Below are 24,905 nucleotides of genomic sequence, written 5' to 3'. Positions count from 1 at the left end.
GGATAAGAAGGACCAAGAGATCGAACAGCAGATGGAGCTGTTGCAGGATTAACTCGAAAATGGCCCCCTTTTAGGGGGCGTCGTGTAAAGCCACCTCCTCAGGAGGTGGTCTTTTACTTCCCCCCTCCGCACTCCCCTTCTCGCGTCTGTTATAGCCACATTTGGCCGCTTTATTATTTTCAGTCTGCCGGGTGACGAGGTAACATGGGGCCTCGCTTGTTTGTCGCCGATTGCGCCAAACACTATTATTTAACAGTACGTTAACCCAGCCCGTAACAAACGGGCGCCGGCGACGCAGACGCATATCTGATGAAAAAAACCAGACAGCAACAGTTAACCCGTTGGCTTAAAACCCAGAGTTCGTTAGCGCAGCGTTGGTTGCGCCTTTCCATGTTGTTGGGGCTGTTCAGCGGCCTGCTGATCGTGGCGCAAGCGTGGCTGTTGGCCAGCCTGCTGCACGCCCTGATCATCGAGCATACCCCGCGCGAACAGCTGATCCCTTCGTTTATCTGGCTGGCCGCCGCGTTTGCGCTGCGGGCGCTGTTAAGCTGGCTGCGGGAACGGGTCGGTTTCCGGTGTGGCCAGGTGATCCGCCAGCGCATGCGCCAACAGGTGCTGGATAAGCTGCAGCAGCTCGGGCCGGCCTGGATCCAGGGCAAACCGGCGGGCAGCTGGGCCAGCATCATCGTCGAGCAGATCGAGGATATGCAGGACTATTACTCGCGCTATCTGCCGCAGATGTATCTGGCGGTCTTCATCCCGCTGCTGATCCTGATCGCCGTCTTCCCGATCAATTGGGCCGCAGGCATCATTCTGCTGGCGACCGCGCCGCTGATCCCGCTGTTCATGGTGCTGGTCGGCATGGGGGCCGCCGACGCCAACCGCCGCAACTTCGTGGCGCTGGCGCGATTGAGCGGCAACTTCCTCGACCGCCTGCGCGGCCTGGACACCCTGCGGCTGTTTGACCGCGCGCAGGCCGAAACCGCGCAGATCGCCAAATCTTCCGAAGACTTCCGCAGCCGCACCATGGAAGTGCTGCGCATGGCCTTCCTCTCTTCCGGCGTGCTGGAGTTTTTCGCTTCGATCTCCATCGCCGTGGTGGCGGTGTACTTCGGCTTTTCCTACCTCGGCGAACTCAACTTCGGCAGCTACGGCCTCGGCGTAACGCTGTTTTCCGGTTTTCTGGTGCTGATTCTGGCGCCGGAGTTTTTCCAACCGCTGCGCGATCTCGGCACCTTCTACCATGCCAAGGCGCAGGCGGTCGGCGCGGCGGAAGCGCTGGAAACCTTCCTCAGCGCCGAAGGCGAGCAGATGGGCAACGGCACGCGGCAACTGGCCGCCGATCAACCGCTGACGCTGCAGGCTAACGCGTTGGAAATCCTGTCGCCGAACGGCGTGCTGTTGGCCGGGCCACTGAGTTTCACCCTGCAACCGCAGCAGCGCGTGGCGCTGGTTGGGCTGAGCGGCGCCGGCAAAAGTTCACTGCTCAATCTGCTGCTCGGCTTCCTGCCCTATCGCGGATCGCTGACCGTCAACGGCGTCGAGCTGCGTGACCTGTCCGCAGAAAACTGGCGCCAGCAGCTGAGCTGGGTCGGCCAGAACCCGCACCTGCCGGCGCAAACCCTGCGCGCCAATATCCTGCTGGGCTGCCCGCAGGCCGACGAAGCGCAGCTGCAGCAGGCGGTGGAACACGCCTACGTCAGCGAACTGCTCCCTTATCTGCCGCAGGGGCTCGACACCGAAGTGGGCGACAACGCCGCCCGCCTGTCGGTCGGCCAGGCGCAGCGCGTGGCGGTCGCCCGGGCGCTGATCGGCCCGCGCCGCCTGCTGCTGCTGGATGAACCGGCCGCCAGCCTCGATGCCCACAGCGAGCAGCGGGTGATGCAGGCGTTGAACGCCGCTTCGCATCAGCAAACCACCCTGCTGGTGACGCACCAGTTGGAAGACACCGAAGACTACGATCAGATTTGGGTGATGGATAACGGGCGCATCGTGCAACAGGGCGATTACGCCACCCTCAGCGCCCAGCCGGGCCTGTTCGCCACTCTGATCGCCCATCGCCGCGGGGAGCTTTAATCATGCGCGTTTTGCTGCCGTTTTTGGCGTTGTACCGCCGCCATAGCCTGCTGATTAGCCTCGGCATCCTCTTGGCGATCGTCACTCTGCTGGCCAGCATCGGCCTGCTGGCGCTCTCCGGCTGGTTCCTGGCCGCCTCGTCGCTGGCCGGATTGGCGGGCCTGCTGACCTTTAACTACATGCTGCCGGCCGCCGGCGTGCGCGGCGCGGCGATCTTCCGCACCGCCGGGCGCTACGCTGAGCGAGTCGTCAGCCACGACGCCACCTTCCGCGTGCTGTCGCATCTGCGGGTGTTCACCTTCAGCAAGATCCTGCCGCTGACGCCGGGCGGCATCGCCCGTTTCCGCCAGGCCGAGCTGCTCAACCGCCTGGTGGCGGACGTGGACACGCTGGATCATCTTTATCTGCGGGTGATCTCGCCGCTGATCAGCGCAGCGGTGGTGATCCTGGTGGTCACCTACGGCCTGAGCTGGCTGGATCCTGCACTCGCCCTGACGCTGGGCGGCATCCTGTTGCTGTTGCTGCTGCTGGTGCCGCCGGTGTTTTATCGCGCCGGCAAGCCGATCGGCGGCCAGCTTACCGCGCTGCGCGGCCAATACCGCACCGACCTGACCGCCTGGCTGCAGGGGCAGGCGGAATTGGTGGTGTTCGGCGCCGTCAACGACTTCCGCCAGACGCTGAACGCCACCGAACAGCGGTGGCAACGCCGCCAGTGGCAGCAGGCCTCGCTGAGCGGCATGGCGCAGGCGCTGATGATCCTCGCCAGCGGGCTGACGGTAACGCTGCTGCTGTGGCTAACCGCCGCCGGCATCGGCGGCGATACCCAGCCCGGCGCGCTGATCGCGCTGTTTGTCTTCGCCGCGCTGGCGTCGTTCGAAGCGCTGATGCCGGTCGCCGGCGCCTTCCAGCACCTCGGCCAGGTCATTGCCTCCGCCACGCGGGTCAAGCAGATCATCGATCGTCAGCCGGAGGTCACCTTCCCGGCCGCCGGCTCGGCCGCCGCCGATCGGGCTCAGCTTAGCCTGCAGCAGCTGAGCTTCACCTACCCCGACCAACCGCAGCCGGTGCTGCGCGACGTCACGCTCGAGGTCGCGGCCGGCGAACACATCGCTTTGCTCGGCCGCACCGGCTGCGGCAAGTCCACCCTGCTGCAGCTGCTGACCCGCGCCTGGCGCACCGACGGCGGAAAAATTCTGCTCAACGGCGAACCGCTGGAGGATTATGATGAAGCCACGCTGCGTCGGATGACCACGGTCGTCAGCCAGCGGGTGCATATCTTCAGCGATACGCTGCGGGAAAACCTGCGGCTGGCCGCGCCGGATGCCGACGACGCTCGCCTGAGCGAGGTGCTGCGGCAGGTGGGGCTGGATAAATTGCTGGACAGCGACGGCGGGCTGAACGCCTGGCTGGGCGAAGGCGGCCGGCAGCTGTCCGGCGGCGAACAGCGCCGCCTGGGCATCGCCCGCGCGCTGCTGCATCCGGCCCCGCTGCTGCTGCTCGACGAACCGACCGAAGGGCTGGACGCCGAAACCGAGCAGCAGATCCTGGCGCTGCTGCGCCGGCATTGTCAGGGTAAGACGCTGATCCTGGTGACGCACCGTCTGTACGGCCTGGAGCATCTCGACCGCATTTGCGTAATGGACGACGGCCGGATTGTCGAACAGGGCGATCACGCCACCCTGATGCGCCGGCAGGGCCGCTATGCCCGCTTTCGCAACCGTATCAGCAACCTGGCGCCGTAATCGGCCCGTAGAGGACGCAGAGCCCCCGTATGCGCATCGTGAAGCTTTCCCCACAGTCGCTGGCGTTCCCCTCGCCTGAAAGCGCCCTGCGCGACCCTAACGGCCTGCTGGCTATCGGCGGCGACCTGACGGCGCCGCGGCTGCTGGCGGCCTACGAGCGCGGCATCTTCCCCTGGTATTCGCCGGGGGAAGCCATCCTGTGGTGGTCACCCGATCCGCGTGCGGTGCTGTTCCCGACAGAGTTTCATCTCAACCGCAGCCTGAAACGCTTTTTGCGCCACGATCCGTTTCGCATCACGCTCAATCACGACTTCGCCGCGGTGATCGCCGCCTGCGCCCACCGGCCGGATGAAGGCACCTGGATCGGCCCGGAGGTGCAGCGCGCCTATCAGCATCTGCACCGCCTCGGCTACGCGCACTCGGTAGAGGTATGGCAGGATAATCAACTGGTCGGCGGCATGTATGGCGTGGCGCAGGGCGCGTTGTTCTGCGGCGAATCGATGTTCAGCCGCGTCACCAACGCCTCAAAATGCGCATTGATGGCCTTTTGCCGCCATTTTGCCGCTTATGGCGGGGAATTGATTGACTGCCAGGTGCTGAACGCTCACACTGCCCGCCTTGGCGCGCGTGAAATTCCGCGCCGTCAATTTTTGCAGCAGCTCAGCACCCTTCAACGGCGGCCTTTGGCGCCGGCGTGCTGGGAGCCGCAAGTCATATCCCCACAGCCGGCTGAACCGCCCTCTCCAGTAAACTAATTGGTGGAAACGGTGCAATGTTCACCGACACATCTTTACATAATGGGGGTTTTTCGGCATTATCTTGCCGGTTAAAAACTAAGGTAGTTAGACCTAGAGGATTCGATGGCCAAAGAAGACAATATTGAAATGCAGGGCACCGTTCTTGATACGCTGCCGAACACCATGTTCCGCGTTGAATTGGAAAACGGGCACGTGGTAACCGCACACATCTCCGGTAAAATGCGTAAAAACTATATCCGCATCCTGACGGGCGACAAAGTCACTGTAGAGCTGACCCCGTACGACCTGAGCAAAGGCCGCATTGTCTTCCGTAGCCGTTAATCGGCTCACCGCGCGCCACACGTTGGCGGCATCGAGGATGTAATCCCTCGGGAGCCCTTTCCGTTTACCCCCGCAGCGACGTTACACAACGGGTTGCAGGTGCGCAGGTAAACTGAGAGGGCTCACTCGTTTCTGTTGTACGGTGAATCTCACCCATAAAAAAAGCGATGCCGAAGCATCGCTTTTTCTTTGCCTGAAGGCGGCCTTAGTGCACCGCGCCCTCGTCCGCCTTGCGCTTGGCGGCGCTGAGGAAGTGGTAAGTCAGCTGTTTCTTGTCCTTGTCCAACTCGACCTTCACGGAGCCGCCGTCCACCAGCGAGCCGAACAGCAGTTCGTTGGCCAACGGTTTCTTCAGATTTTCCTGCATGACGCGCGCCATCGGACGAGCGCCCATCGCGCGGTCGTAGCCCTTCACCGACAGCCAGTCGCGCGCTTCGTCGCTCACTTCCAGCGAGACGCCCTTCGCATCCAGCTGCGCCTGCAGTTCGACGATAAACTTGTCGACCACCTGCTGGATCACCTCGGTAGACAGATGGTTGAACCAGATGATGTTGTCCAGACGGTTGCGGAACTCCGGCGTAAACACCTTCTTGATCTCTTCCATCGCGTCGGTGCTGTTGTCCTGCTGCACCAGGCCGATCGATTTGCGTTCGGTTTCCCGCACCCCGGCGTTGGTGGTCATCACCAGGATCACGTTGCGGAAGTCCGCCTTGCGGCCGTTGTTGTCGGTCAGCGTGCCGTTGTCCATCACCTGCAGCAGCAGGTTGAACACGTCCGGGTGCGCCTTCTCGATCTCATCGAGCAGCACCACCGCATGCGGATGCTTGATCACCGCATCGGTCAGCAGCCCGCCCTGATCGTAACCGACATAGCCCGGAGGCGCGCCAATCAGACGGCTGACGGTATGCCGCTCCATGTACTCGGACATGTCGAAACGCAGCAGCTCGATATCCATCGCCTTGGCCAACTGTACGGTGACCTCGGTTTTCCCGACCCCGGTCGGCCCGGCGAACAGGAAGGAACCGACCGGCTTGCGCTCGTGGCCAAGGCCGGCGCGGCTCATCTTGATCGCTTCGGTCAGCGCTTCGATCGCCTGATCCTGGCCGAACACCAGCATCTTCAGGCGATCGCCCAGGTTTCTCAGCACGTCGCGATCGCTGGCCGACACGGTTTTCTCCGGGATACGAGCGATGCGCGCCACCACGGATTCGATATCGGCCACGTTGACGGTTTTCTTGCGCTTGCTGGCCGGCATCAACCGGCTGCGGGCGCCCGCCTCGTCGATCACGTCGATCGCCTTGTCCGGCAGATGACGATCGTTGATGTATTTCACCGACAGCTCCACCGCGGCGCGGATCGCCTTGGCGGTATAACGCACGTCGTGGTGCGCTTCATACTTGGTCTTCAGGCCGTTGATGATCTGAACGGTCTCTTCCGCCGTCGGCTCGGTGATGTCGATCTTCTGGAAACGGCGCGCCAGGGCACGATCCTTTTCGAAGATGTTGCTGAACTCCTGGTAGGTGGTCGAGCCGATCACCCGGATCTTGCCGCTCGACAGCAGCGGTTTGATCAGGTTGGCGGCATCCACCTGCCCACCGGAAGCCGCGCCGGCGCCGATGATGGTGTGAATTTCATCGATGAACAGAATGCTGTTCTGATCCTGCTCCAGCTGCTTGAGCAGCGCCTTGAAGCGCTTCTCGAAGTCTCCGCGGTATTTGGTGCCGGCCAGCAGTGAACCGATGTCCAGCGAATACAGCGTGCAGTCCGCCATCACTTCCGGCACGTCGCCCTGCACGATACGCCAGGCCAGGCCCTCGGCGATGGCGGTCTTGCCGACGCCGGATTCGCCGACCAGCAGCGGGTTGTTTTTACGACGGCGGCACAGCACCTGAATCGCGCGCTCCAGCTCACGATCGCGGCCGATCAACGGATCGATGCCGCCCACACGGGCCAACTGATTGAGGTTGGTGGTGAAGTTTTCCATACGGTCTTCCCCTCCGGACTGCTCTTCGTTCACCGGGTTTTCCGCATTCGGCGCTTGGCCCGGCTCGTCTTTACGCGTGCCATGTGAAATGAAGTTCACCACGTCGAGACGGCTGACGTCGTGTTTGCGCAGCAGATAGGCCGCCTGCGACTCCTGCTCGCTGAAGATGGCCACCAACACGTTGGCGCCGGACACTTCGCTGCGGCCGGAAGATTGCACATGGAAGACCGCGCGCTGCAGCACGCGCTGGAAGCTGAGCGTCGGCTGAGTGTCGCGCTCTTCTTCGCCGGCGGGCAGCGTCGGTGTGGTTTGTTCGATGAAGGCTTCCAGCTCCTGGCGCAACGCGGCCAGATCCACCGTACATGCCTCAAGCGCTTCTCGCGCGGCAGGGTTGCTCAGCAACGCCAGCAACAGGTGCTCCACGGTCATAAACTCGTGTCTGTGCTCACGCGCCCTGGCGAAAGCCATGTTGAGACTGAGTTCCAGTTCTTGATTGAGCATAAGCACCTCCCCAATAGATTGCCTTATTCAGGCTTTTTCCAGCGTACAAAGCAACGGATGCTCGTTCTCCCTTGCGTACCGGTTCACATGGACGACTTTGGTTTCCGCCACCTCGGCGGTAAAAACACCACAGATCGCCTTGCCTTGATAGTGGACCGTGAGCATCAGTTGCGTTGCGCGTTCAATATCATAAGAAAAGAACTTTTGCAGAACGTCAATCACAAATTCCATCGGTGTGTAATCGTCGTTGTTAAGTATAACTTTATACATAGACGGCGGTTTTACCGCATCGATTTGTTTTTCTTCGGCCAAGTGTTCAAAGTTTAGCCAGTCGTTGTTATTGCCCATCGCTGCTCATCTTCTCTGCTCTGCCCTCAGATATGGGGGCAGGTTTCGGTTATTCAAAGTGGGGATAGTTACTATTTTATCATCTTCGGCTTCGTCCCGCCGCACTGTAACGTGCGCAAAAAAACGGGCCAATTGTGACTGAATCGTGGCAATAGCGTTACCTGCTTCAAACTTTGGTGAACTGCTCCCCGCCGACAAAAGCCGATCCCTTGACGCCCCGATCATTTGCTCTAGAGTGTAAATTCGTGGCTGGTGGTCTTTTAACCACCCCTTGTCCACCCTGCTACCCGCCCACGGCGGGTGCGAAATCAGTTATTCATCTCACTTAAAATAGCGTTGCGAGGGATGTAAAAGCATGGAGACGGGTACTGTTAAATGGTTTAACAACGCCAAAGGTTTTGGCTTCATCTGCCCAGCCGGCGGCGGCGAAGATATTTTCGCGCATTATTCCACCATCAAGATGGATGGTTACAGAACGTTGAAGGCGGGCCAGCAGGTCAGCTTCGACGTGCATCAAGGGCCGAAAGGGAACCATGCCAGTCTTATTGTGCCGGTGGAAAGCGAGGCGCTGTCCTAAACGCTTCCGGCAAAGTCGCGCTGCACTGAGCGTGACTGCGATAAAAATGCCAGCCGCCGTGTGACTGGCATTTTTTATGCCTGTTACCTACTCGCGCGCCAGCGCATCGATCGGATTCAGCCGCGCGGCATTGCGCGCCGGCAGATAGCCGAACACCACGCCGATGCCGGTGGAACAGAGGAACGCACTCAGCAACGCCGCCGGCGGGAAGCTGATCTGCCAGCCCGGCAATACCAGCTGCACCGCCAGGCCGATGGCGAACGACAGCGTAATCCCCAGCGCGCCCCCCACCAGGCAGACCAGAACCGCTTCGATCAGGAACTGCTGCAACACGTCGCCGGAACGGGCGCCCACCGCCATGCGGATGCCGATCTCGCGCGTGCGTTCGGTCACCGACACCAGCATGATATTCATCACGCCGATGCCGCCGACCACCAGCGAAATCACCGCCACCAGCGTCAGGAACAGCTGCAGCGTGCGGGTGGTTTTCTCGGCGGTTTGCACCAGGCTGTCCATGTTATAGGTGAAGAAGTCCTTCTTGCCGTGGCGCAGCGTCAACAGGCGCGACAGCTGCTGTTCCGCTTCCTTGCTGTCGTAGCCGTCGCGGATGCGCACGGTGATCGAGTCAAAATAATTGTTGCCCATCAATCGGTTGGCCATGGTGCTGTAAGGCACCCACACGTTCAGCGTCTTGCTGCTGCCGAACATCGACTGCTTCTCCTTGGCCACGCCGACCACCGTCGCCGGCATGTTGCCTACCAGGATCACCTCGCCCACCACGTTCTTCTGGTGCGGGAACAGCCGCCGCTGGGTATTGGCGTCGATCACCACCGTCTGAGCCTGCGACTGCACCTGCATCGAGTCGATGCCGACGCCCTGGGTAAAGCTCATGCCGTACACGCGGAAGAACTGCTCGCTGACGCCGTTGACGTTGGCCGCCGCGTCGACGTTGCCCAAGCGCAGCCGCATGCTGCTGCTGATGCTCGGCGACAGCGCGCTGATGTACGGCTGTTCGCGCAGCGCATCGAGATCGCCGTATTTCAACGATTGCCGGTAGGTCGGATCGTCATCGCCGAAGTCCTTGCCGGGATAGATATCGACGGTGTTGGTGCCGATAGATTTAATGTCCGCCAGCACCATCTGCTTGGCGGCGTCGCCGATCACCAGGATCGACACCACCGAGGCGATGCCAATAATGATGCCGAGCATGGTCAGCGCGGTGCGCATCTTGTTGGCCGCCATCGCGCGCCAGGCCATCACCAGCGCCTCGCGGAAACGGCCGCCTATCTGCCGCCAGGAAGGTGCCGCGGTGGCCAGCGCCAGCGGCTTGGCCTGCGCATTCTCCTGCGGTGCCGGGCGCGAATCGGCGATGATCTCGCCATCGCGGATCTCGATGATCCGCTCCGCCTGGCGCGCTACCGCCGGATCGTGGGTCACCAGGATCACCGTGTGGCCCTGGGCGCACAGCTGTTTGAGGATCGCCATCACCTCTTCGCCGGAGTGGCTGTCGAGCGCGCCGGTCGGTTCATCCGCCAGGATCACCTGCCCGCCGTTCATCAGCGCGCGGGCGATGCTGACGCGCTGCTGCTGGCCTCCGGAAAGCTGGCTCGGCCGGTAGTTGACGCGCTCCCCCAGCCCCAGACGCCGCAACAGCGCCTCCGCCCGCTCGCGCCGCGCCGCTTTGCCCAGCCCCGCGTACACCGCCGGCACTTCGACGTTGTGCGCCGCGCTCAGGTGCGGCAGCAGATGATAGCGCTGAAAGATAAAGCCGAAATGCTCGCGCCGCAGCTGCGCCAACGCATCGTCGCTCAGCGTCGCCACATCCTGCCCGGCCACCCGATACACGCCGGCGCTCGGCTTGTCCAGACAGCCGAGAATGTTCATCAGCGTCGATTTACCGGAGCCGGAGGCTCCCATGATCGCCACCATTTCACCGGCGTCGATGCTCAGGCTGATCCCCTTCAGCACCTCCACCGTCTGCTCGCCGGAACGGTAGCTGCGGCGGATGCCGCTCAGCTGCAACAGCGCCGCCATCAGCCCGCCTCCACGCCGCCGCGGCTGACGATCACCTCATCGCCCGCCTCGAGGCCGCTGAGGATCTGTACGTCGATGTTGTTGCGCAGGCCGATAGCCACCTCGCGCTTCTCTTCCTTGCCCTGCTTCAGCACCGAGACGTGGTAGCGATTGTCGGCGATCTGATCGCCCAGCGCCGCCAGCGGGATCACCAGCGCCTGCTCGACGCCTGCCAGCTGAATATGCACCTGTGCCGTCATTTGCAAGCGCAGCAGCCTTTCCGGGTTGGGCACTTCGAAACGCGCATAATAGAAGATAGCGTTGTTGACCTTTTCCGGCGTCGGCTGAATGTCTTTCAGCACGCCGTCGAAGCGCCGGGTCGGATCGCCCAACACCGTGAACCAGGCCTTCTGACCCGGCTTGAGGTTAATGACGTCGGCCTCCGACACCTGCGCCTTCACCAGCATGGTGCCGAGATCCGCCAGCGTCAGAATGTTCGGCGCCTGCTGCGCCGCGATCACCGTCTGGCCCTGCAGCGTGGTGATCTGCACCACGTCGCCATCCATCGGCGCCTCGATGCGGGTATAGGCCAGGTTGATCTTGGCGGTATCCAGGCTGGCCTGGTTCCGCGCGATCTGCGCATTGATGGTGCCCACCTGCGCCTTCTTCACCGCCAGCTGCGTCGCCGCCTGATCCAGATCCTGGCGCGACACCGCCTGCAGCTTGGCCAGCGCCTGGTTGCGCTGCAGCGTAACCGCCGCCAGCTGCTGTTCGGCCTGCGCCTGCAGCAGTTGCGCATGCAGTTCACGCAGCGTCGCCTCGCCTTCGCGGATGCTGTTCTGCGCCTGTTGCGGATCGATAACGCCCAGCAACTGGCCTTTCTTCACCTTGTCGCCAATCTCGACATACAGCTTTTCCAACTGCCCGCTGACCTGCGCGCCGACGTCAACCTTGCGCACCGCGTCCAGCTGGCCGGTCGCCAACACGTTCTGCTGCAGATCGCGTTTGCTGGCTTTCACCGTTTTGAAATCGGTTGGCGCCGGATGGCGAAAGTGCCAAACGGCCGCCGCGGCAAGCGCCGCAATAACCGCCAGAACGAGTATCCAGCGGCGTTTATGTCCCGTAAACCCTGTCAAAATTGACCTGCCTGTGCTTGTGAATATCAACCGCCCATTGCGGCGGCGGAGCTAAATTAGCACGCACCGTAGGGAATAACTAAACCTTAGCTCAACACAATGTGGAGACACGCCTGGTTACAGTTCAGCATTGAACTCCCGTTTAGTGAAGCCTTGATGAAATAGCGCCATTCAATACAGCCAAGGATTTCATCATGTCACAGCTCAGCTACCCACTCGCCTCCGCCCGGCCCCTTAACGGCTGGCAACTGATGACGGCGCTGATCAATGGCGAAAAGGCACCGAGCAACGCCTGGAAAAAAACCTCGTTTCGCCTGAAGTTTCTCGGCCGTTCGCTGCTCAACTGGCGCACTACCAGCGGCCTGCTCAGCACCCTGGCCAGCAACCCGCTGCGGGAGGAGATCCTGAGCGCGCAGCCGAACCTGCCGTGCAAACTGCATCGCCCGTACCTGGCGGCCAACATGAGCAAGATCGAATGCCTGTTCGCCCTGCGCGATCATTACGATCTCATCGCGCAGCGCATGCCGCTGAAGATGCGCCTCGGCCACCTCGGCCCGCAGCCTTTCGTGCTGGCCCGCGCGATGGGCAAAAACGAAGCGCCGATCGCGCTGGAACTGGCGGCGATCGACAAGCTGAATAAGGAAGGGGAAGCCACGCTGCTGCTGCGCAACGCCAACGGCGTGATGCTGGCGGAGATCACCTTTGCGCTGATGCATTATCAGCAGCAGCCGACGCTGTTCATCGGCGGCCTGCAGGGCGCAAACCATGAGGTGCCGCACGCCGAGATCCAGCACACCACCAAAGAATGCCACGGCCTGTTCCCCAAACGGCTGGTGCTGGAAGGCATCTGCACGCTGGCGCGGCACCTCGGCATCCGCCAGATCGTGGCGGTCGGCAACGCCACCCATATCTATCAAAACTGGCGTTACCAGAGCAAGAAGAAGGACCAACTGCACGCCGATTACGATCAGTTCTGGCTGTCTATGGGCGCCAAACCGCTCGACAGCGGCTATTTCCTGCTGCCCGAGCGCATCGCCCGCAAGCCGATCGAAGAGATTGCCAGCAAGAAGCGCGCCGAGTATCGCCGCCGCTATCAGCTGCTGGACGAGCTGGATCAGGGATTGGCGGCGCATTTCTGCGCCCGATAACGCCCGGCGGGCCGTCAGTCCGCCCGGCCGCGCGCCAGCCAGATCACCCGTGAGAACATTTTCTTCAGCAGCGGCGGCACCGAGTCCGTGCCCCATTCGCCGGCCTGCATCGCGACCTCGATCGCCAGATCCGGCTTCGACGAGTGGTGGACCGCTTTCAGGATCACCTTGCGCACCGGCATTTGCGCGTTGATCGGCACCGACGCCATCCGGTGATAGACCGGGCCGAACCCTTCGCGGAACATGAAGTGTTCCATATCCGGCGCCGGCAGCGCGGTCAGCCGATCGCGTTCGTTGTCTTCATGATTGTCCAGCAGGCTGCGCACGGTATTGGCGTACTTTTTGCCCGCCTCGTCGCCGTCCACCAGCGCATGCCACTCGATGCCCATGCGGCGGGCGAAGCGCAGCAGCGGCTTCAGGCCGCACTGGGCGAACTCGATGACCCGCACCCCTTCCGCCTCGAAATGGTAGCCGCACTGCCGCGCCAGCTCGTTCAGCAGCCACACTTCGGTCTCGCCCTCCACCAGCAGCCAGCAGCGGGCGAACAGCGACGACGGCCGGTTGAAACGGATGTGAAACGCGATGCGCCGCCCGTCTTCGGCGCTCAGCCCGCGCGGCCCGAGACGGTAGGTCGCGACCCGCCCCGACTCGCGCACCAGCCGGCAGACGTGCTCCACCGGCACCAGCGACACCAGTTCGCTGGAGTTGGTGGTGGTGATTCGCTGCAGCGGCAGCTGATTGAGCAGCCCCCAGGCCACCGACAGCATAATCGGGTGCAGGCGAGTTTCCGGGTCTTCCACCAGCAGCAGCGGCCGTGCATGCGCATCCAGCTTAACGTCGCCCTTGGCCTGCAGCAGGGTGGAAAACATCCCCAGCAGGATCAGGCGCATGCTGCGGCTGTTCGGCTCGGCCACCATGCGGTTGATGCCGTCCAGCGCACGCCAGGCATCCTGCTCCGGTTCGCCGCCGCGGCGGCGCGGCCGCGTCACCTGCGAACTTTGCTCAGCGAAGTAGTGCTCCAGCAGTTGCTGCATGGCCGCCAGCCCCTGACGCAGTTCGCCGTTGGTCAGCTTCTGCGGATTGCGCACCAGCTCGCGCGTCAGCTGATCCAACTGCTGCGCCAGCGCCTGGGTATCGGGTTTGCGTTCATCGCCGAGGCTGCTGGGGCGCAGGCGACGAATAAAGCGCGCGTCGCGCAGGCGCAATACCGGATGAATGCGGATGATGGCGTGGGCCAGCTGTTCGATATGGTGCAGTTGAAAGGCGTTGCCGTCGGCGTCGAGAAAACCGCGCCAGGTGCACACCGTGCCGTCGTCGGCCAGCTCGCCCTCACAGCGATAATGAATGCGGCTCAGGCCATCTTCCCCCTTGACCCACAGCGGCGTCAGGTGGCGATAGCGCGGCAGGTGCGCATGGCCGATGTCTTTTTCGCAGAAGGTGAACACCACCTGCAGGTGGCGCTCTTTGGCCGCCTCTTCTCCGGGCGGGAAATGGAAGTCGTGCGCCTCAAACCGATACAGCTTCTGCTCCGGCGCCAGCAGCAGCGTCAGCGCATCCAGCAGGCTGGATTTACCCCAGGCGTTTTCGCCGAGCAACAGCGTGTTGTCGTCCAGCATCAGGGACAGCCGGTTAATGCCGCGAAAACCTACAATTTCGATACGCTCCAAGAACATCCGCCGCCTCCCGTGCGCGCCGTCGCCTCGTCAATGAGGCAACCTTCACAGAGCATGGTCAAAAAACCCCTTGCAGGTCAAGCGGCCAACGTCAAATCTGCCGCTTTACTCCGGCCGGGCTTTTGGTTAGCGTGTGCTCCTCGCCGCCGTTCGGCGCGCGTCAAAACTCAAGGACACAAGCTACACCATGTACTCAGGACTGTTGATTATTCTGTTACCGCTGATTGTCGGTTACCTCATTCCCTTACGCCATCGCCCGCTGCTGGTGCTGATCAACCGGCTGCTGAGCTGGATGGTGTACGTGATCCTGTTTTTCATGGGTATCAGCCTGGCGTTCATGGAAGATCTCAGCAGCAATCTGGTGCTGATCTTCCAATACAGCGCAGTGTTCTTCTTCTGCATTCTCTGCGCCAATCTGCTGTTGCTGGCACTGCTGGAGCGGCGCATGCCGTGGCGCAGCAGCCATAAACAGGAAAAGCTGCCTTCGCGCGTGCACATGGCGCTGGAGTCGCTCAAGCTGTGCGGCGTGGTGCTCGGCGGCTTCCTGCTCGGCCTGACGCAGTGGCAATGGCTGCAGTTCGCCCATAAAGGCAGCGAATATGCGCTGATCTTCCTGCTGTTGCTGGTCGGTATTCAGCTGCGCAACAGCGGCATGACGCTGCGCCAGATCGTGCTCAACCGCCGCGGCACGCTGGTGGCGTTGGTGGTGACCGTCGCGTCGCTGGCCGGCGGTGCGCTGGCGGCGCAGCTGCTGGGGCTGCCGGTCAAGGCCGGATTGGCGATGGCCTCCGGCTTCGGCTGGTATTCGCTGTCGGGCATTCTGATCACCGACGCCTACGGCCCGGTGATGGGCAGCGCCGCGTTCTTCAACGATCTGGCGCGCGAGCTGGTGGCGATCATGCTGATCCCGACGCTGGTGCGCCGCAGCCGCTCCACCGCCCTCGGCCTGTGCGGCGCCACCTCGATGGACTTCACCCTGCCGGTGCTGCAGCGCAGCGGCGGGCTGGACATGGTGCCCCCCGCCATCGTGCACGGCTTCCTGCTGAGCCTGCTGGCGCCGGTGCTGATCGCCCTGTTCTCCTGATCCTCTCCCCTGGGGGCCCGCCGGCCCCCAAAGCGTAATAATTCCCATCCGCACGGCAAAATTGCGCTAAATCAAACTTGCCCGCAGTAGTCGCACAAAAGCCTTTTGCAACCCCGATCGCCGATCTATGCTTTTAAACAAGCATTACAAATGCAACTTTAAAAATAAAAGGAAGCGACTATGTTCTGTGTGCAATGTGAACAAACCATCCGTACCCCGGCAGGCAACGGCTGCGCGTATGCTCAGGGCATGTGCGGCAAAACGGCGGAAACCTCCGATCTGCAGGATCTGCTGGTGGCGGCGCTGCAGGGCCTCTCCGCCTGGGCGCTGCAGGCGCGTTCGCTGGGCATCGTCGACCACGAGATCGACAGCTTCGCCCCGCGCGCCTTCTTCTCCACCCTGACCAACGTCAACTTCGACTCCCAGCGCATCATCGGCTACGCGCGCGAAACCCTGCTGCTGCGCGATTCGCTGGCTGCCCGTTGCCGGCTGCTGGATGCCGGCGTGCGCGTCGATCACCCGATGGCGGCGCTGCAGCTGGCCGGTGACGATATGCCTGCGCTGCTGCAACAGGCGGCGCAGTTTGCCCTCAACGGCGACAAGGCCGAGGTCGGCGACGACGTCCACGGTTTGCGCATGCTGTGCCTGTACGGCCTGAAAGGCGCCGCGGCCTATATGGAACACGCGCACGTGCTCGGCCAGTTCGACGAGCAGCTCTATGCCGACTACCACGCCTTTATGGCCTGGCTCGGCACCCGACCGCGCGACGTCGACACCCTGCTGAACAACGCCATGGGCATCGGCAAGATGAACTTCAACGTGATGGCGATCCTCGATCGCGGCGAAACCCAGGCCTACGGCGATCCACAGCCCAGCGCGGTCAACGTGCGCCCGGTGGCCGGGAAAGCCATTCTGATCTCCGGCCACGATCTGAAAGATCTGCGCATGCTGCTCGAACAAACCGAAGGGCAAAACGTCAACGTCTACACTCACGGTGAAATGCTGCCGGCGCACGGCTATCCGGAACTGAAAAAATTCAAGCATCTGGTGGGCAACTACGGCAGCGGCTGGCAGAACCAGCAGACGGAGTTCGCCAAATTCCCCGGCCCGATCGTGATGACCTCCAACTGCATCATCGATCCGAACGTCGGCAACTACGGCGATCGCATCTGGACCCGCAGCATCGTCGGCTGGCCGGGCGTCAACCATCTGGAGGGCGACGACTTCGGCGCCGTGATCCGCCAGGCGCAGGGCATGAACGGCTTCCCTTATACCGAGATCGAGCACCTGATCACCGTCGGCTTCGGCCGCCAGACGCTGCTGAACGCCGCCGACACGGTGATCGATCTGGTGTCGCAGAAAAAACTGCGCCACGTCTTCCTGGTCGGCGGCTGCGACGGCAGCCGCGACGAGCGCAGCTACTTCACCGACTTCGCCCGCAGCGTGCCGCAAGACTGCCTGATCATGACGCTGGCCTGCGGCAAGTACCGTTTCAACAAGCTGGACTTCGGCACGCTGGAAGGGCTGCCGCGCCTGCTGGACGTCGGCCAGTGCAACGACGCCTATTCCGCCATCATGCTGGCGGTCAAGCTGGCGGACACGCTCGGCTGCAGCGTCAACGAGCTGCCGCTCAGCCTGGTGCTGTCGTGGTTTGAACAGAAGGCGATCGTCATTCTGCTGACGCTGTTGTCGCTGGGGGTGAAAAACATCGTCACCGGCCCGACCGCGCCGGGCTTCCTGACCGACAACCTGATGGCGATCCTCAACGAGAAATTCGGCCTGCGTCCGATCACCACCGTCGAGCAGGATATCAACGCGCTGCTCGCCTGATGCCATTACGTTATGGGGCCGCCTGCGCCGGCCCCTTTGCTTTTTGAGGTGCCCCGATGACTCAACCCACTCCGCTTTGCCCGAACCGCATGCAGGTACATTCCATCCAGCGCGAAACCGCCGACGTCTGGACGCTGAACCTGATCTGCGACGTTTTCTACCCTTATCAGGCGGGCCAGTTTGCGCTGGTCAGCATCCGCAACAGCGAGGAGACGCTGCGCGCCTATACGCTCTCCTCCTCGCCCGGCCAGAGCCGCTTTCTCAGCATCAGCGTGCGCTGCCTGCCGGACGGCGTCGGATCGCGTTGGCTGACGCAAGAGGTCAAGCCCGGCAACACGCTGTGGTTGTCCGACGCGCAGGGCGAGTTCAGCTGCGAGCGCTACCCGGCCGATCGTTATCTGATGCTGGCCGCCGGCTGCGGCGTGACGCCGATCGTCTCGATGTGCCGCTGGCTGACCGCCAACCGTCCGGCCTGCGATATCGCCGTGATCTTTAACGTGCGCACCCCCGCCGACACGATTTTCGCCGATCAGTGGCGTGCGCTGTGCGCTGCCCATCCGCAGCTGCGCCTGACGCTGATGGCCGAGCGGGATCTGCAACCCGGCTACCTCAGCGGCCGCATCGATGAGCAGACGCTGCGGCAGGCGGCGCCGGATATCGCCGAACGCACGGTGATGACCTGCGGCCCTGCTCCCTACATGGAACAGGTGGAGCAGCTGTGCCGTCGGCTCGGCGTGCCGGCCGAGCGTTTCCATAAAGAGCAGTTCCACACGCCGGCGGCGCAGGCCGATGCCACCGAAGGACTGACGCTGCGCGCCGCCCGCCCGCTGCGCGAATTCCGCGTGCCGGTCGGCAGCACGCTGCTGGCGGCGATGGAGGCCAATGCCCTGCCGGTCAACGCCGCCTGCCGCGCCGGGGTGTGCGGCTCGTGCAAAACCCGCATCCTTGAGGGCGACTACACCACCACCAGCACCATGACGCTGAGCGCGGAAGAAATAGCGCAAGGCTACGTGCTGGCCTGCAGTTGCCAGCTGCGGGGCGACGTCACGCTGGCGTGATCCCCTGGCCCCATCGCCGCGATGGGGCATTTATCGGCAAGTTCCCCCCTCCCCGCCCGGTTACACTTTCCCCCGTCCTACGCTCTTTACCCTTCCGGACCGCATCTCGTCCACCGCCGGTAAGCTATGCTTGCAGTTGTTCTGCTGCCGCTCACCGGATCGAGTACACATCGTTTTTCAAACCTTGTTTGGGGGAACCATGAAGCAAACCGTAGCCACACTGATCGCCAAAACGCTGGATCAAGCCGGCGTAAAACGCATTTGGGGCGTGACCGGCGATTCGCTCAACGGCCTGAGCGACAGCCTGCACCGCATGGGCACCATCGAATGGCTGGGCACCCGCCATGAAGAGGTGGCCGCCTTCGCCGCCGGCGCCGAAGCCCAGCTCACCGGCCAGCTGGCGGTGTGCGCCGGTTCCTGCGGCCCCGGCAACCTGCACCTGATCAACGGGCTGTTCGACTGCCACCGCAACCATGTGCCGGTGCTGGCGATCGCCGCACACATCCCTTCCAGCGAAATCGGCAGCGGCTACTTCCAGGAAACGCATCCCCAGGAGCTGTTCCGCGAATGCAGCCACTATTGCGAGCTGGTTTCCAACCCGGAACAGCTGCCGCGCGTGCTGGAGATCGCCATGCGCAAGGCGATCCTCAACCGCGGCGTCTCGGTGGTGGTCTTGCCGGGCGACGTGGCGCTGCGCATGGCGCCGGAAGACGCGTCCCTGACCTGGCATACCCCGGCGCTGCCGCTGGTGCAGCCGCCGATGAGCGAGCTGAACAAGCTGGCGGAAACGCTGAACAAGGCGAAAAACATCACCCTGATGTGCGGCAGCGGCTGCGCCGGCGCGCACGATGAGGTGGTCAAGCTGGCCGAGCTGCTGCAGGCGCCGGTGGTGCACGCGCTGCGCGGCAAAGAGCATATCGAATGGGATAACCCTTACAGCGTCGGCATGACCGGGCTGATCGGCTTCTCCTCCGGCTACCACGCGATGATGAACGCCGACACGCTGGTGCTGCTCGGCACCCAGTTCCCCTACCGCGCGTTCTACCCCACCAACGCCAACATCATTCAGATCGACATCAACCCCGGCAGCATCGGCGCGCACTGCCCGGTCAATATGGCGCTGGTGGGCGATATCCACACCACCCTCACCGCCCTGCTGCCGCAGCTGGAGCCCAAGCGCGACCGGGCGTTCCTCGACAAGGCGCTGGAGCATTACCGCAACGCGCGCAAGGATCTCGACGGGCTGGCGACCGCCAACGACGACCAGCCGATCCACCCGCAGTATCTGGCGCAGCAGCTCAGCCGGTACGCCAGCGACGACGCCATCTTCACCTGCGACGTCGGCACGCCGACGGTGTGGGCCGCCCGCTACGTGAAAATGAACGGCAAGCGCCGCCTGCTCGGTTCGTTCAACCACGGTTCGATGGCCAACGCCATGCCGCAGGCGATCGGCGCCCAGGCCACCGCGCCGGATAAACAGGTGATCGCCATGTGCGGCGACGGCGGCTTCACCATGCTGATGGGGGATTTCCTGTCGCTGGCGCAGCTCAAGCTGCCGGTGAAAATCGTGGTGTTCAACAACAGCGTGCTGGGGTTCGTGGCGATGGAGATGAAGGCCGGCGGCTACCTGACCGACGGCACCGATCTGCATAACCCGGACTTCGCGGCGATCGCCAACGCCGCCGGCATCAAGGGCATCCGCGTGGAAAAAGCCTCGGATCTGGACGGCGCGCTGCAGGAGATGTTGGCGCACCCCGGCCCGGCGCTGCTGGACGTGGTCACCGCCAAGCAAGAGCTGGCGATGCCGCCGCAGATCAAGTTCGAACAGGCGAAAGGTTTCAGCCTGTACATGCTGCGCGCCATCATCAACGGCCGCGGCGACGAAGTGGTCGAGCTGGCGAAAACCAACTGGCTGCGCTAAGCAAGCTGCCCCCCGGTGAAATAAGGGTATATGATGCCATGTACCCTTTTCCTCTCCCTTACATTCCAGGAACCCTATGCTTATCGATCTACGCAGCGACACCGTCACCCGCCCCAGCGCCGCCATGCGCCAGGCGATGGCTCAGGCAGAGGTCGGCGACGACGTCTACGGCGATGACCCGACGGTCAACGCGCTGGAGGCCGAGGCGGTGCGCCTGTCGGGCAAAGAGGCGGCGCTGTTTTTGCCCAGCGGCACCCAGGCCAACCTGGTGGCGCTGCTAAGCCACTGCCAGCGCGGCGACGAGTATCTGGTCGGCCAACAGGCGCACAACTATAAATACGAGGCCGGCGGCGCAGCGGTGCTGGGCAGCATCCAGCCGCAGCCGATCGAGGCCGACGCGGACGGCACGCTGCCGCTGGACAAGCTCGCCGCCGCCATCAAACCCGACGATATCCACTTCGCCCGCACCCGGCTGCTGAGCCTGGAAAACACCATCGGCGGCCGAGTCCTGCCGCAGGCCTACCTGCAGCAGGCGTGGCAGTTTACCCGCGAGCGGCAGCTGGCGCTGCATATCGACGGCGCGCGCATCTTCAACGCCGCCGTGGCGCTGAACCTGCCGCTGAAAGAGATCGTGCAATACTGCGACACCTTCACCATTTGCCTGTCGAAAGGGCTGGGCGCGCCGGTCGGATCGCTGCTGTGCGGCAGCGAAGCCTTCATTCAGCGCGCGCTGCGCTGGCGCAAGATGACCGGCGGCGGGCTGCGTCAGGCCGGCATCCTGGCGGCGGCCGGCCTCTACGCGCTGGAGCATAACGTCGCGCGGCTGCGCGAAGACCATGACAACGCAGTCTGGCTGGAGCAACAGCTGCGGCAGATCGGCGTGGAGGTCGTCGAACCCGGCGCACAGACCAACGTGCTGTACCTGCGCCAACCGCCGGCGCTGGCGGCCAAATTCGGCCCGTGGATGCGCGAACGCGACGTGCTGATCAGCAGCGGCCCGCTGACGCGCATTCTGACCCACCTCGACGTCAGCCGTCAGGATCTGCAGCGGGTGGTCGAGCTGTGGCGGGAGTTCCTCCAGCAGCACGCCTGATTTCCCCTCCCCGGCGCGCCGGGGAGCCCTTCACCGCCCGCCGATGGCCTCGACAAAGCGGCGGGTGATCTGCTGCGGGCGCGTAATGGCGCCGCCCACCACCACAGCATGCGCCCCCAGCGCCAGGCAGCGCGCGGCCATCGCCGGCGTTTCGACATTGCCCTCGGCGATGACCGGCACCGGCACCGCCGCCAGCACCGCACGCAGAAAGCCGAAATCGTCCTCCGCCAGTCGGGCGCCCCGGCTTTCGGCGGTATAGCCGTGCAGCGTGGTGCCCACGCAGTCGAACCCCAACCTGGCAGCCTCTTGCGCTTCTTCCACGGTGGCGATGTCTGCCATCAGCAGCAGCCGGGGATACCTGGCGCGGATCGCGGCAACCAGCGCCGCCAGCTGCAGCTCCCCTGGCCGCCGGTGGCCGGTAGCGTCCAATGCAATCATCTGCGGCGCCGCAGTCATCAGCTCATCGATTTCACGCAGGGTCGGCGTGATATAGACATCGCTACCGGCATAATCGCGCTTGATAATGCCGATCACCGGCAGCGCCACCGTGCGCAGGATGGCTTTAACGTCTTCGACGCCGTTGGCGCGGATCGCCGCCGCACCGCCTTGCTCGGCCGCCAGCGCCATGCGCGCCATGATAAAATCGCTGTGCAGCGGCTCGTCGTCCAGCGCCTGGCAAGACACCACCAGCCGGCCCTTAATCTGCTGCAAAATGGAAAGCGTCATAAATCCAACAACTCCTCGACTTCGTTTTTAATAATGGTCACGTGCGGGCCATAGATCACCTGAACGCCGTTGCCGCGAACGATCACTGCCCGCGCGCCGCTGGCCTTCAGCCCGCTTTCGTCCAGCAACCGACTCTGTTTTACCGTCACGCGCAGCCGCGTGGCGCAACAATCCAGTTCGACGATATTCTCTTTGCCGCCCAGCGCCGCCAGCACCTGCTGCGAGCGTTCGGTGCCGGTCGTCACCGCTTCCGGCGCGGTTTCCACCTCGCGCCCCGGCGTTTTGAAATTGAAGCGCAGGATCAGGAAACGGAACGTGAAGTAGTACAGGAAGAACCAGGGCACCCCGACCAGCGGCACATACATCCAGTGGGTTTTCGCTTCGCCCTGCAACACGCCGAACAGCATGAAATCGATAAAACCGCCGGAGAACGTCTGGCCGATGGTGATATGCAGAATGTGCGCGATCGCGAACGCCAGGCCGTCGAACAGCGCGTGCACCACGTACAGCGCCGGCGCGATGAACAGGAACGAGAATTCGATAGGTTCGGTGATGCCGGTCAGGAAAGAGGTCAGCGCCGCCGACAGCAGCAGCCCGCCGACGCGTTTGCGGTTCTCCGGGCGCGCGCTTTGGTACATCGCCAGGCAGGCGCCGACCAGGCCGAACATCATGGTGATAAAGCGGCCGGACATGAAGCGCGCCGTGCCGATGTAGAACTGCTGCGTATTCGGGTCGGCCAACTGGGCGAAGAAAATGCGCTGCGTGCCTTCCACCAGCTGTCCGTTGATCACTTCGCTGCCGCCGAGCGCGGTAGTCCAGAACGGTAGGTAGAAGATGTGATGCAGGCCGAACGGCCCGAGCATGCGCAGCACGAAGCCGTAGATAAAGGTGCCGAGATAGCCGCTGGCGTCCACCAGCCCGCCCATGCCGAAGATCAGCCGTTGGAAAGGCGGCCACACCACGGTCATCAGGGCGCCGACCGCCATCGCCGCCAGCGAGCTGACGATCGGCACAAAGCGCGAGCCGCCGAAAAAACCCAGGAACGGCGGCAGCGATATCTTGTTGTAGCGGCCGTGCAGATACCAGGTCACCAGACCGATGACCACCCCGCCGAACACCCCGGTCTCCAGCGTCTGGATCCCGAGAATCGTTCCCTGCCCCACCGCGCCGGCGTTCTGCGCGGCCAGCGTGCCGTTGATTTTCAACAGCGCATTGATGGTGGCGTTCATCACCAGGTAGGCGATCAGCGAGGCCAGCCCCGCCGTGCCCTTGTCGCTTTTGGCCAACCCCACCGCCACGCCGACCGCGAACAGGATCGCCAGGTTGGCGAACACGATGGCGCCGGCGCTGGCCATCACGGTAAATACGCTTTGCAGCCAGCCAACGTCGAGGAAGGGATAAGCCTCGACGGTATTGGGATTGGACAGCGCACCGCCGATCCCCAACAGCAGGCCGGCCGCCGGCAGCACGGCGATCGGCAGCATGAACGATTTGCCGAACAGCTGGGCTTTTTCGAACCAGCCGCCGGAGCGCGACAATTCTGGTGTTGACATAAATTTTTCCCCGCTATCATTTTTATGATGAAAATTTTTACCACATTAAAATTAATTTTATGAAAATTTTATTCATAACGATGATCCGCTTCACAATCCGTCGATTTCGCTGGCGAGCGGCGGCGTCTTTCCGCCACAATAGAAACGGGAATACTCAGAAAGGTAACGTGATGAATACAGGCAACTTGTTATTGCGGCTGCGGCAGGATTTGGCGGGGTACAGCCCCACGTTGCAAAAGCTCGGCAACTATCTTCTTGCGCAGCCCTCCCGCGCCGTTTACCTGACCATCACCGAACTGGCGCGTGAAAGCGCCACCAGCGAAGCCAGCGTCACGCGGCTGTGCCGCCATCTGGGCTGCAAAGGCTATACCGAATTTAAAATGGCGCTGGCCCTCAGCCTGCAACAAAGCCAGCCGGAGGCGGCGACGCGGCAAAGCGCGGCGGAAAATTTGCTGGAAGAGAGCGTTCAGGCGCTGCGGGATACCGGCGCACTGTTGGATCCGCAGGCGCTGCAACAGGCGGCGGACAGCCTGCAGCGTTGCGCTTCGGTGCAGATTTACGGCGTCGCCGCCAGCGCCATCATCGGCGATTTCCTGCACTACAAGCTGCTGCGCCTCGGCAAACCGGCGCAGCTGTTCAGCGACATGCACCGGGCGGCGATGAACGCCGCCTCGCTGAGTGAGCGGGATCTGCTGATCGTCATCTCCAGCTCCGGCTCCACCAAGGACGTGCTGCATGCGGTGGCATTGGCCAAAGGGCGCGGCGCACGCGTGATCGCCGTCAGCAACACCCAACGCAGCCCGCTGGCCAAGCTGGCGGATACGCTGCTGGTGGCGGCCAAACCGGAAGGGCCGCTGACCGCCGGCGCCCTGCCGGCCAAGGTCGGCGCCATGCTGCTGGTGGAGTTGATGATCGCCGAACTGGCTCGGCGCGATCCCGCCTACGCTCAGGCGATGCAGGCCACCGCCAGCGCCACCCTGCCGCTGCTGCTGTAATCAGAAGATCCAGCGGCCATAAACCCAGTACCACAGCCCCAGCACCGCCACCAGGTTGAGCGCCACGCTGAGGATGAACCAGGTTTTAAACGGCTGCTTCTGGGTTTTGTGGCGAAACAGCTGCTGTGCCACCAGTGCGCCCAACCACCCGCCCAGCGCGCCGAACAGCAACAGCGTCGCCTCCGGCACCCGCCGCCACCCCTTCCGCGCCGCCAGCTTATCGCCGCCGTAGATCAGAAACGTCAGCAGGTTGGCCAGCAGCAACCACATCCACACCGGATGCAGCGAGAACAGGCTGGCGACCAGCGCCAGGCCCAGCAGGGCGTAACAAATCACATTGAGCTTCATGGCATCCGGTTTTTCGTTCG

At 63.0% G+C, this 24,905-nt stretch carries 20 protein-coding genes; 12 read left to right on the top strand and 8 right to left on the bottom strand.

The window, feature by feature from the left end; genetic code table 11:
* Positions 1-309: 309 nt before the first annotated feature.
* The 4 genes from cydD (at position 310) to infA (ending at position 4,897) form a co-directional block, all read left to right on the top strand.
* Positions 310-2,076 (top strand): heme ABC transporter permease/ATP-binding protein CydD, encoded by a 1,767-nt coding sequence (gene cydD, locus ACJ8IN_RS19110; protein WP_047568355.1) that lies wholly within the window; start codon positions 310-312, stop codon positions 2,074-2,076.
* 2 nt (positions 2,077-2,078) lie between these two features.
* Positions 2,079-3,818: a heme ABC transporter ATP-binding protein/permease CydC gene (cydC, locus tag ACJ8IN_RS19105; RefSeq protein ID WP_047568357.1), complete on the top strand. Its 1,740-nt coding sequence runs from the start codon at positions 2,079-2,081 to the stop codon at positions 3,816-3,818.
* Positions 3,819-3,847: 29 nt separating this feature from the next.
* Entirely contained in the window at positions 3,848-4,573 is a 726-nt protein-coding gene (gene aat, locus ACJ8IN_RS19100; protein ID WP_033637838.1) for a leucyl/phenylalanyl-tRNA--protein transferase, read from the top strand.
* A 105-nt stretch (positions 4,574-4,678) separates the two neighbouring features.
* Complete coding sequence (gene infA, locus ACJ8IN_RS19095) at positions 4,679-4,897, top strand: translation initiation factor IF-1 (protein ID WP_002211347.1); 219 nt, start codon at positions 4,679-4,681, stop codon at positions 4,895-4,897.
* A gap of 205 nt (positions 4,898-5,102) precedes the next feature.
* Here the strand turns inward: infA and clpA are convergent, their stop codons facing one another.
* A complete protein-coding gene (gene clpA, locus ACJ8IN_RS19090; protein ID WP_025302261.1) occupies positions 5,103-7,382 on the bottom strand; it encodes an ATP-dependent Clp protease ATP-binding subunit ClpA in 2,280 nt (759 codons plus the stop codon).
* Between the two features lie 27 nt (positions 7,383-7,409).
* A complete protein-coding gene (clpS, locus tag ACJ8IN_RS19085; RefSeq protein WP_004928347.1) occupies positions 7,410-7,730 on the bottom strand; it encodes an ATP-dependent Clp protease adapter ClpS in 321 nt (106 codons plus the stop codon).
* A 355-nt stretch (positions 7,731-8,085) separates the two neighbouring features.
* On the opposite strand from clpS, the gene cspD reads away from it, so the two are divergent.
* Positions 8,086-8,307 carry a cold shock-like protein CspD gene (gene cspD / locus ACJ8IN_RS19080; protein WP_004928349.1) on the top strand — a complete coding sequence of 74 codons (222 nt, stop codon included), beginning with the start codon at positions 8,086-8,088 and terminating at the stop codon, positions 8,305-8,307.
* 87 nt (positions 8,308-8,394) lie between these two features.
* Here the strand turns inward: cspD and macB are convergent, their stop codons facing one another.
* Together macB and macA are read right to left on the bottom strand one after the other, a co-directional pair.
* The gene (gene macB, locus ACJ8IN_RS19075; RefSeq protein WP_060427880.1) at positions 8,395-10,341 is read right to left on the bottom strand and encodes a macrolide ABC transporter ATP-binding protein/permease MacB; all 1,947 of its coding nucleotides are present in this window, start codon (positions 10,339-10,341) and stop codon (positions 8,395-8,397) included.
* Entirely contained in the window at positions 10,341-11,456 is a 1,116-nt protein-coding gene (gene macA, locus ACJ8IN_RS19070; protein WP_033637836.1) for a macrolide transporter subunit MacA, read from the bottom strand. The genes macB and macA overlap by 1 nt, the downstream gene beginning before the upstream one ends.
* A 194-nt stretch (positions 11,457-11,650) precedes the next feature.
* On the opposite strand from macA, the gene ACJ8IN_RS19065 reads away from it, so the two are divergent.
* Positions 11,651-12,604 carry a VirK/YbjX family protein gene (locus ACJ8IN_RS19065; protein ID WP_197846675.1) on the top strand — a complete coding sequence of 318 codons (954 nt, stop codon included), beginning with the start codon at positions 11,651-11,653 and terminating at the stop codon, positions 12,602-12,604.
* Between the two features lie 14 nt (positions 12,605-12,618).
* Here the strand turns inward: ACJ8IN_RS19065 and ACJ8IN_RS19060 are convergent, their stop codons facing one another.
* Positions 12,619-14,277 (bottom strand): ATP-dependent endonuclease, encoded by a 1,659-nt coding sequence (locus ACJ8IN_RS19060; protein WP_033637834.1) that lies wholly within the window; start codon positions 14,275-14,277, stop codon positions 12,619-12,621.
* Between the two features lie 187 nt (positions 14,278-14,464).
* Between ACJ8IN_RS19060 and ACJ8IN_RS19055 the strand changes: the two genes are divergently transcribed.
* From ACJ8IN_RS19055 to ltaE, 5 genes are all read left to right on the top strand, one after another.
* Complete coding sequence (locus ACJ8IN_RS19055; RefSeq protein ID WP_004928363.1) at positions 14,465-15,361, top strand: lysine exporter LysO family protein; 897 nt, start codon at positions 14,465-14,467, stop codon at positions 15,359-15,361.
* Positions 15,362-15,541: 180 nt separating this feature from the next.
* On the top strand, positions 15,542-17,191 hold the full coding sequence (gene hcp, locus ACJ8IN_RS19050) for a hydroxylamine reductase (protein ID WP_033646641.1): 1,650 nt from the start codon (positions 15,542-15,544) through the stop codon (positions 17,189-17,191).
* Positions 17,192-17,247: 56 nt separating this feature from the next.
* Positions 17,248-18,249: an NADH oxidoreductase gene (hcr, locus tag ACJ8IN_RS19045; protein WP_308325572.1), complete on the top strand. Its 1,002-nt coding sequence runs from the start codon at positions 17,248-17,250 to the stop codon at positions 18,247-18,249.
* 199 nt (positions 18,250-18,448) lie between these two features.
* The gene (poxB, locus tag ACJ8IN_RS19040; RefSeq protein WP_041034315.1) at positions 18,449-20,170 is read left to right on the top strand and encodes a ubiquinone-dependent pyruvate dehydrogenase; all 1,722 of its coding nucleotides are present in this window, start codon (positions 18,449-18,451) and stop codon (positions 20,168-20,170) included.
* A gap of 76 nt (positions 20,171-20,246) precedes the next feature.
* Positions 20,247-21,263 (top strand): low-specificity L-threonine aldolase, encoded by a 1,017-nt coding sequence (ltaE, locus tag ACJ8IN_RS19035; RefSeq protein ID WP_033646651.1) that lies wholly within the window; start codon positions 20,247-20,249, stop codon positions 21,261-21,263.
* A gap of 30 nt (positions 21,264-21,293) precedes the next feature.
* Here ltaE and ACJ8IN_RS19030 read toward each other — a convergent pair whose 3' ends face one another.
* Both ACJ8IN_RS19030 and ACJ8IN_RS19025 read right to left on the bottom strand, forming a co-directional pair.
* Complete coding sequence (locus ACJ8IN_RS19030; RefSeq protein WP_033646654.1) at positions 21,294-21,989, bottom strand: N-acetylmannosamine-6-phosphate 2-epimerase; 696 nt, start codon at positions 21,987-21,989, stop codon at positions 21,294-21,296.
* Positions 21,986-23,542, bottom strand: a complete 1,557-nt coding sequence (locus ACJ8IN_RS19025; protein WP_049197177.1) for a PTS transporter subunit EIIC — start codon at positions 23,540-23,542, stop codon at positions 21,986-21,988. Before ACJ8IN_RS19025 ends, ACJ8IN_RS19030 begins: the two co-directional genes overlap by 4 nt.
* A 167-nt stretch (positions 23,543-23,709) precedes the next feature.
* On the opposite strand from ACJ8IN_RS19025, the gene ACJ8IN_RS19020 reads away from it, so the two are divergent.
* Positions 23,710-24,537: a MurR/RpiR family transcriptional regulator gene (locus ACJ8IN_RS19020; protein ID WP_060387531.1), complete on the top strand. Its 828-nt coding sequence runs from the start codon at positions 23,710-23,712 to the stop codon at positions 24,535-24,537.
* Here ACJ8IN_RS19020 and ACJ8IN_RS19015 read toward each other — a convergent pair whose 3' ends face one another.
* On the bottom strand, positions 24,538-24,885 hold the full coding sequence (locus ACJ8IN_RS19015; protein WP_033647462.1) for a DUF1294 domain-containing protein: 348 nt from the start codon (positions 24,883-24,885) through the stop codon (positions 24,538-24,540).
* Positions 24,886-24,905 lie beyond the last annotated feature (20 nt).

This window comes from Serratia sp. CY31944 (assembly GCF_052169175.1).
Classification (GTDB): domain Bacteria; phylum Pseudomonadota; class Gammaproteobacteria; order Enterobacterales; family Enterobacteriaceae; genus Serratia; species Serratia sarumanii.
The sequence above is the reverse complement of the archived record's forward strand: the minus strand, read 5'-3'. Positions and strand labels throughout refer to the sequence as shown.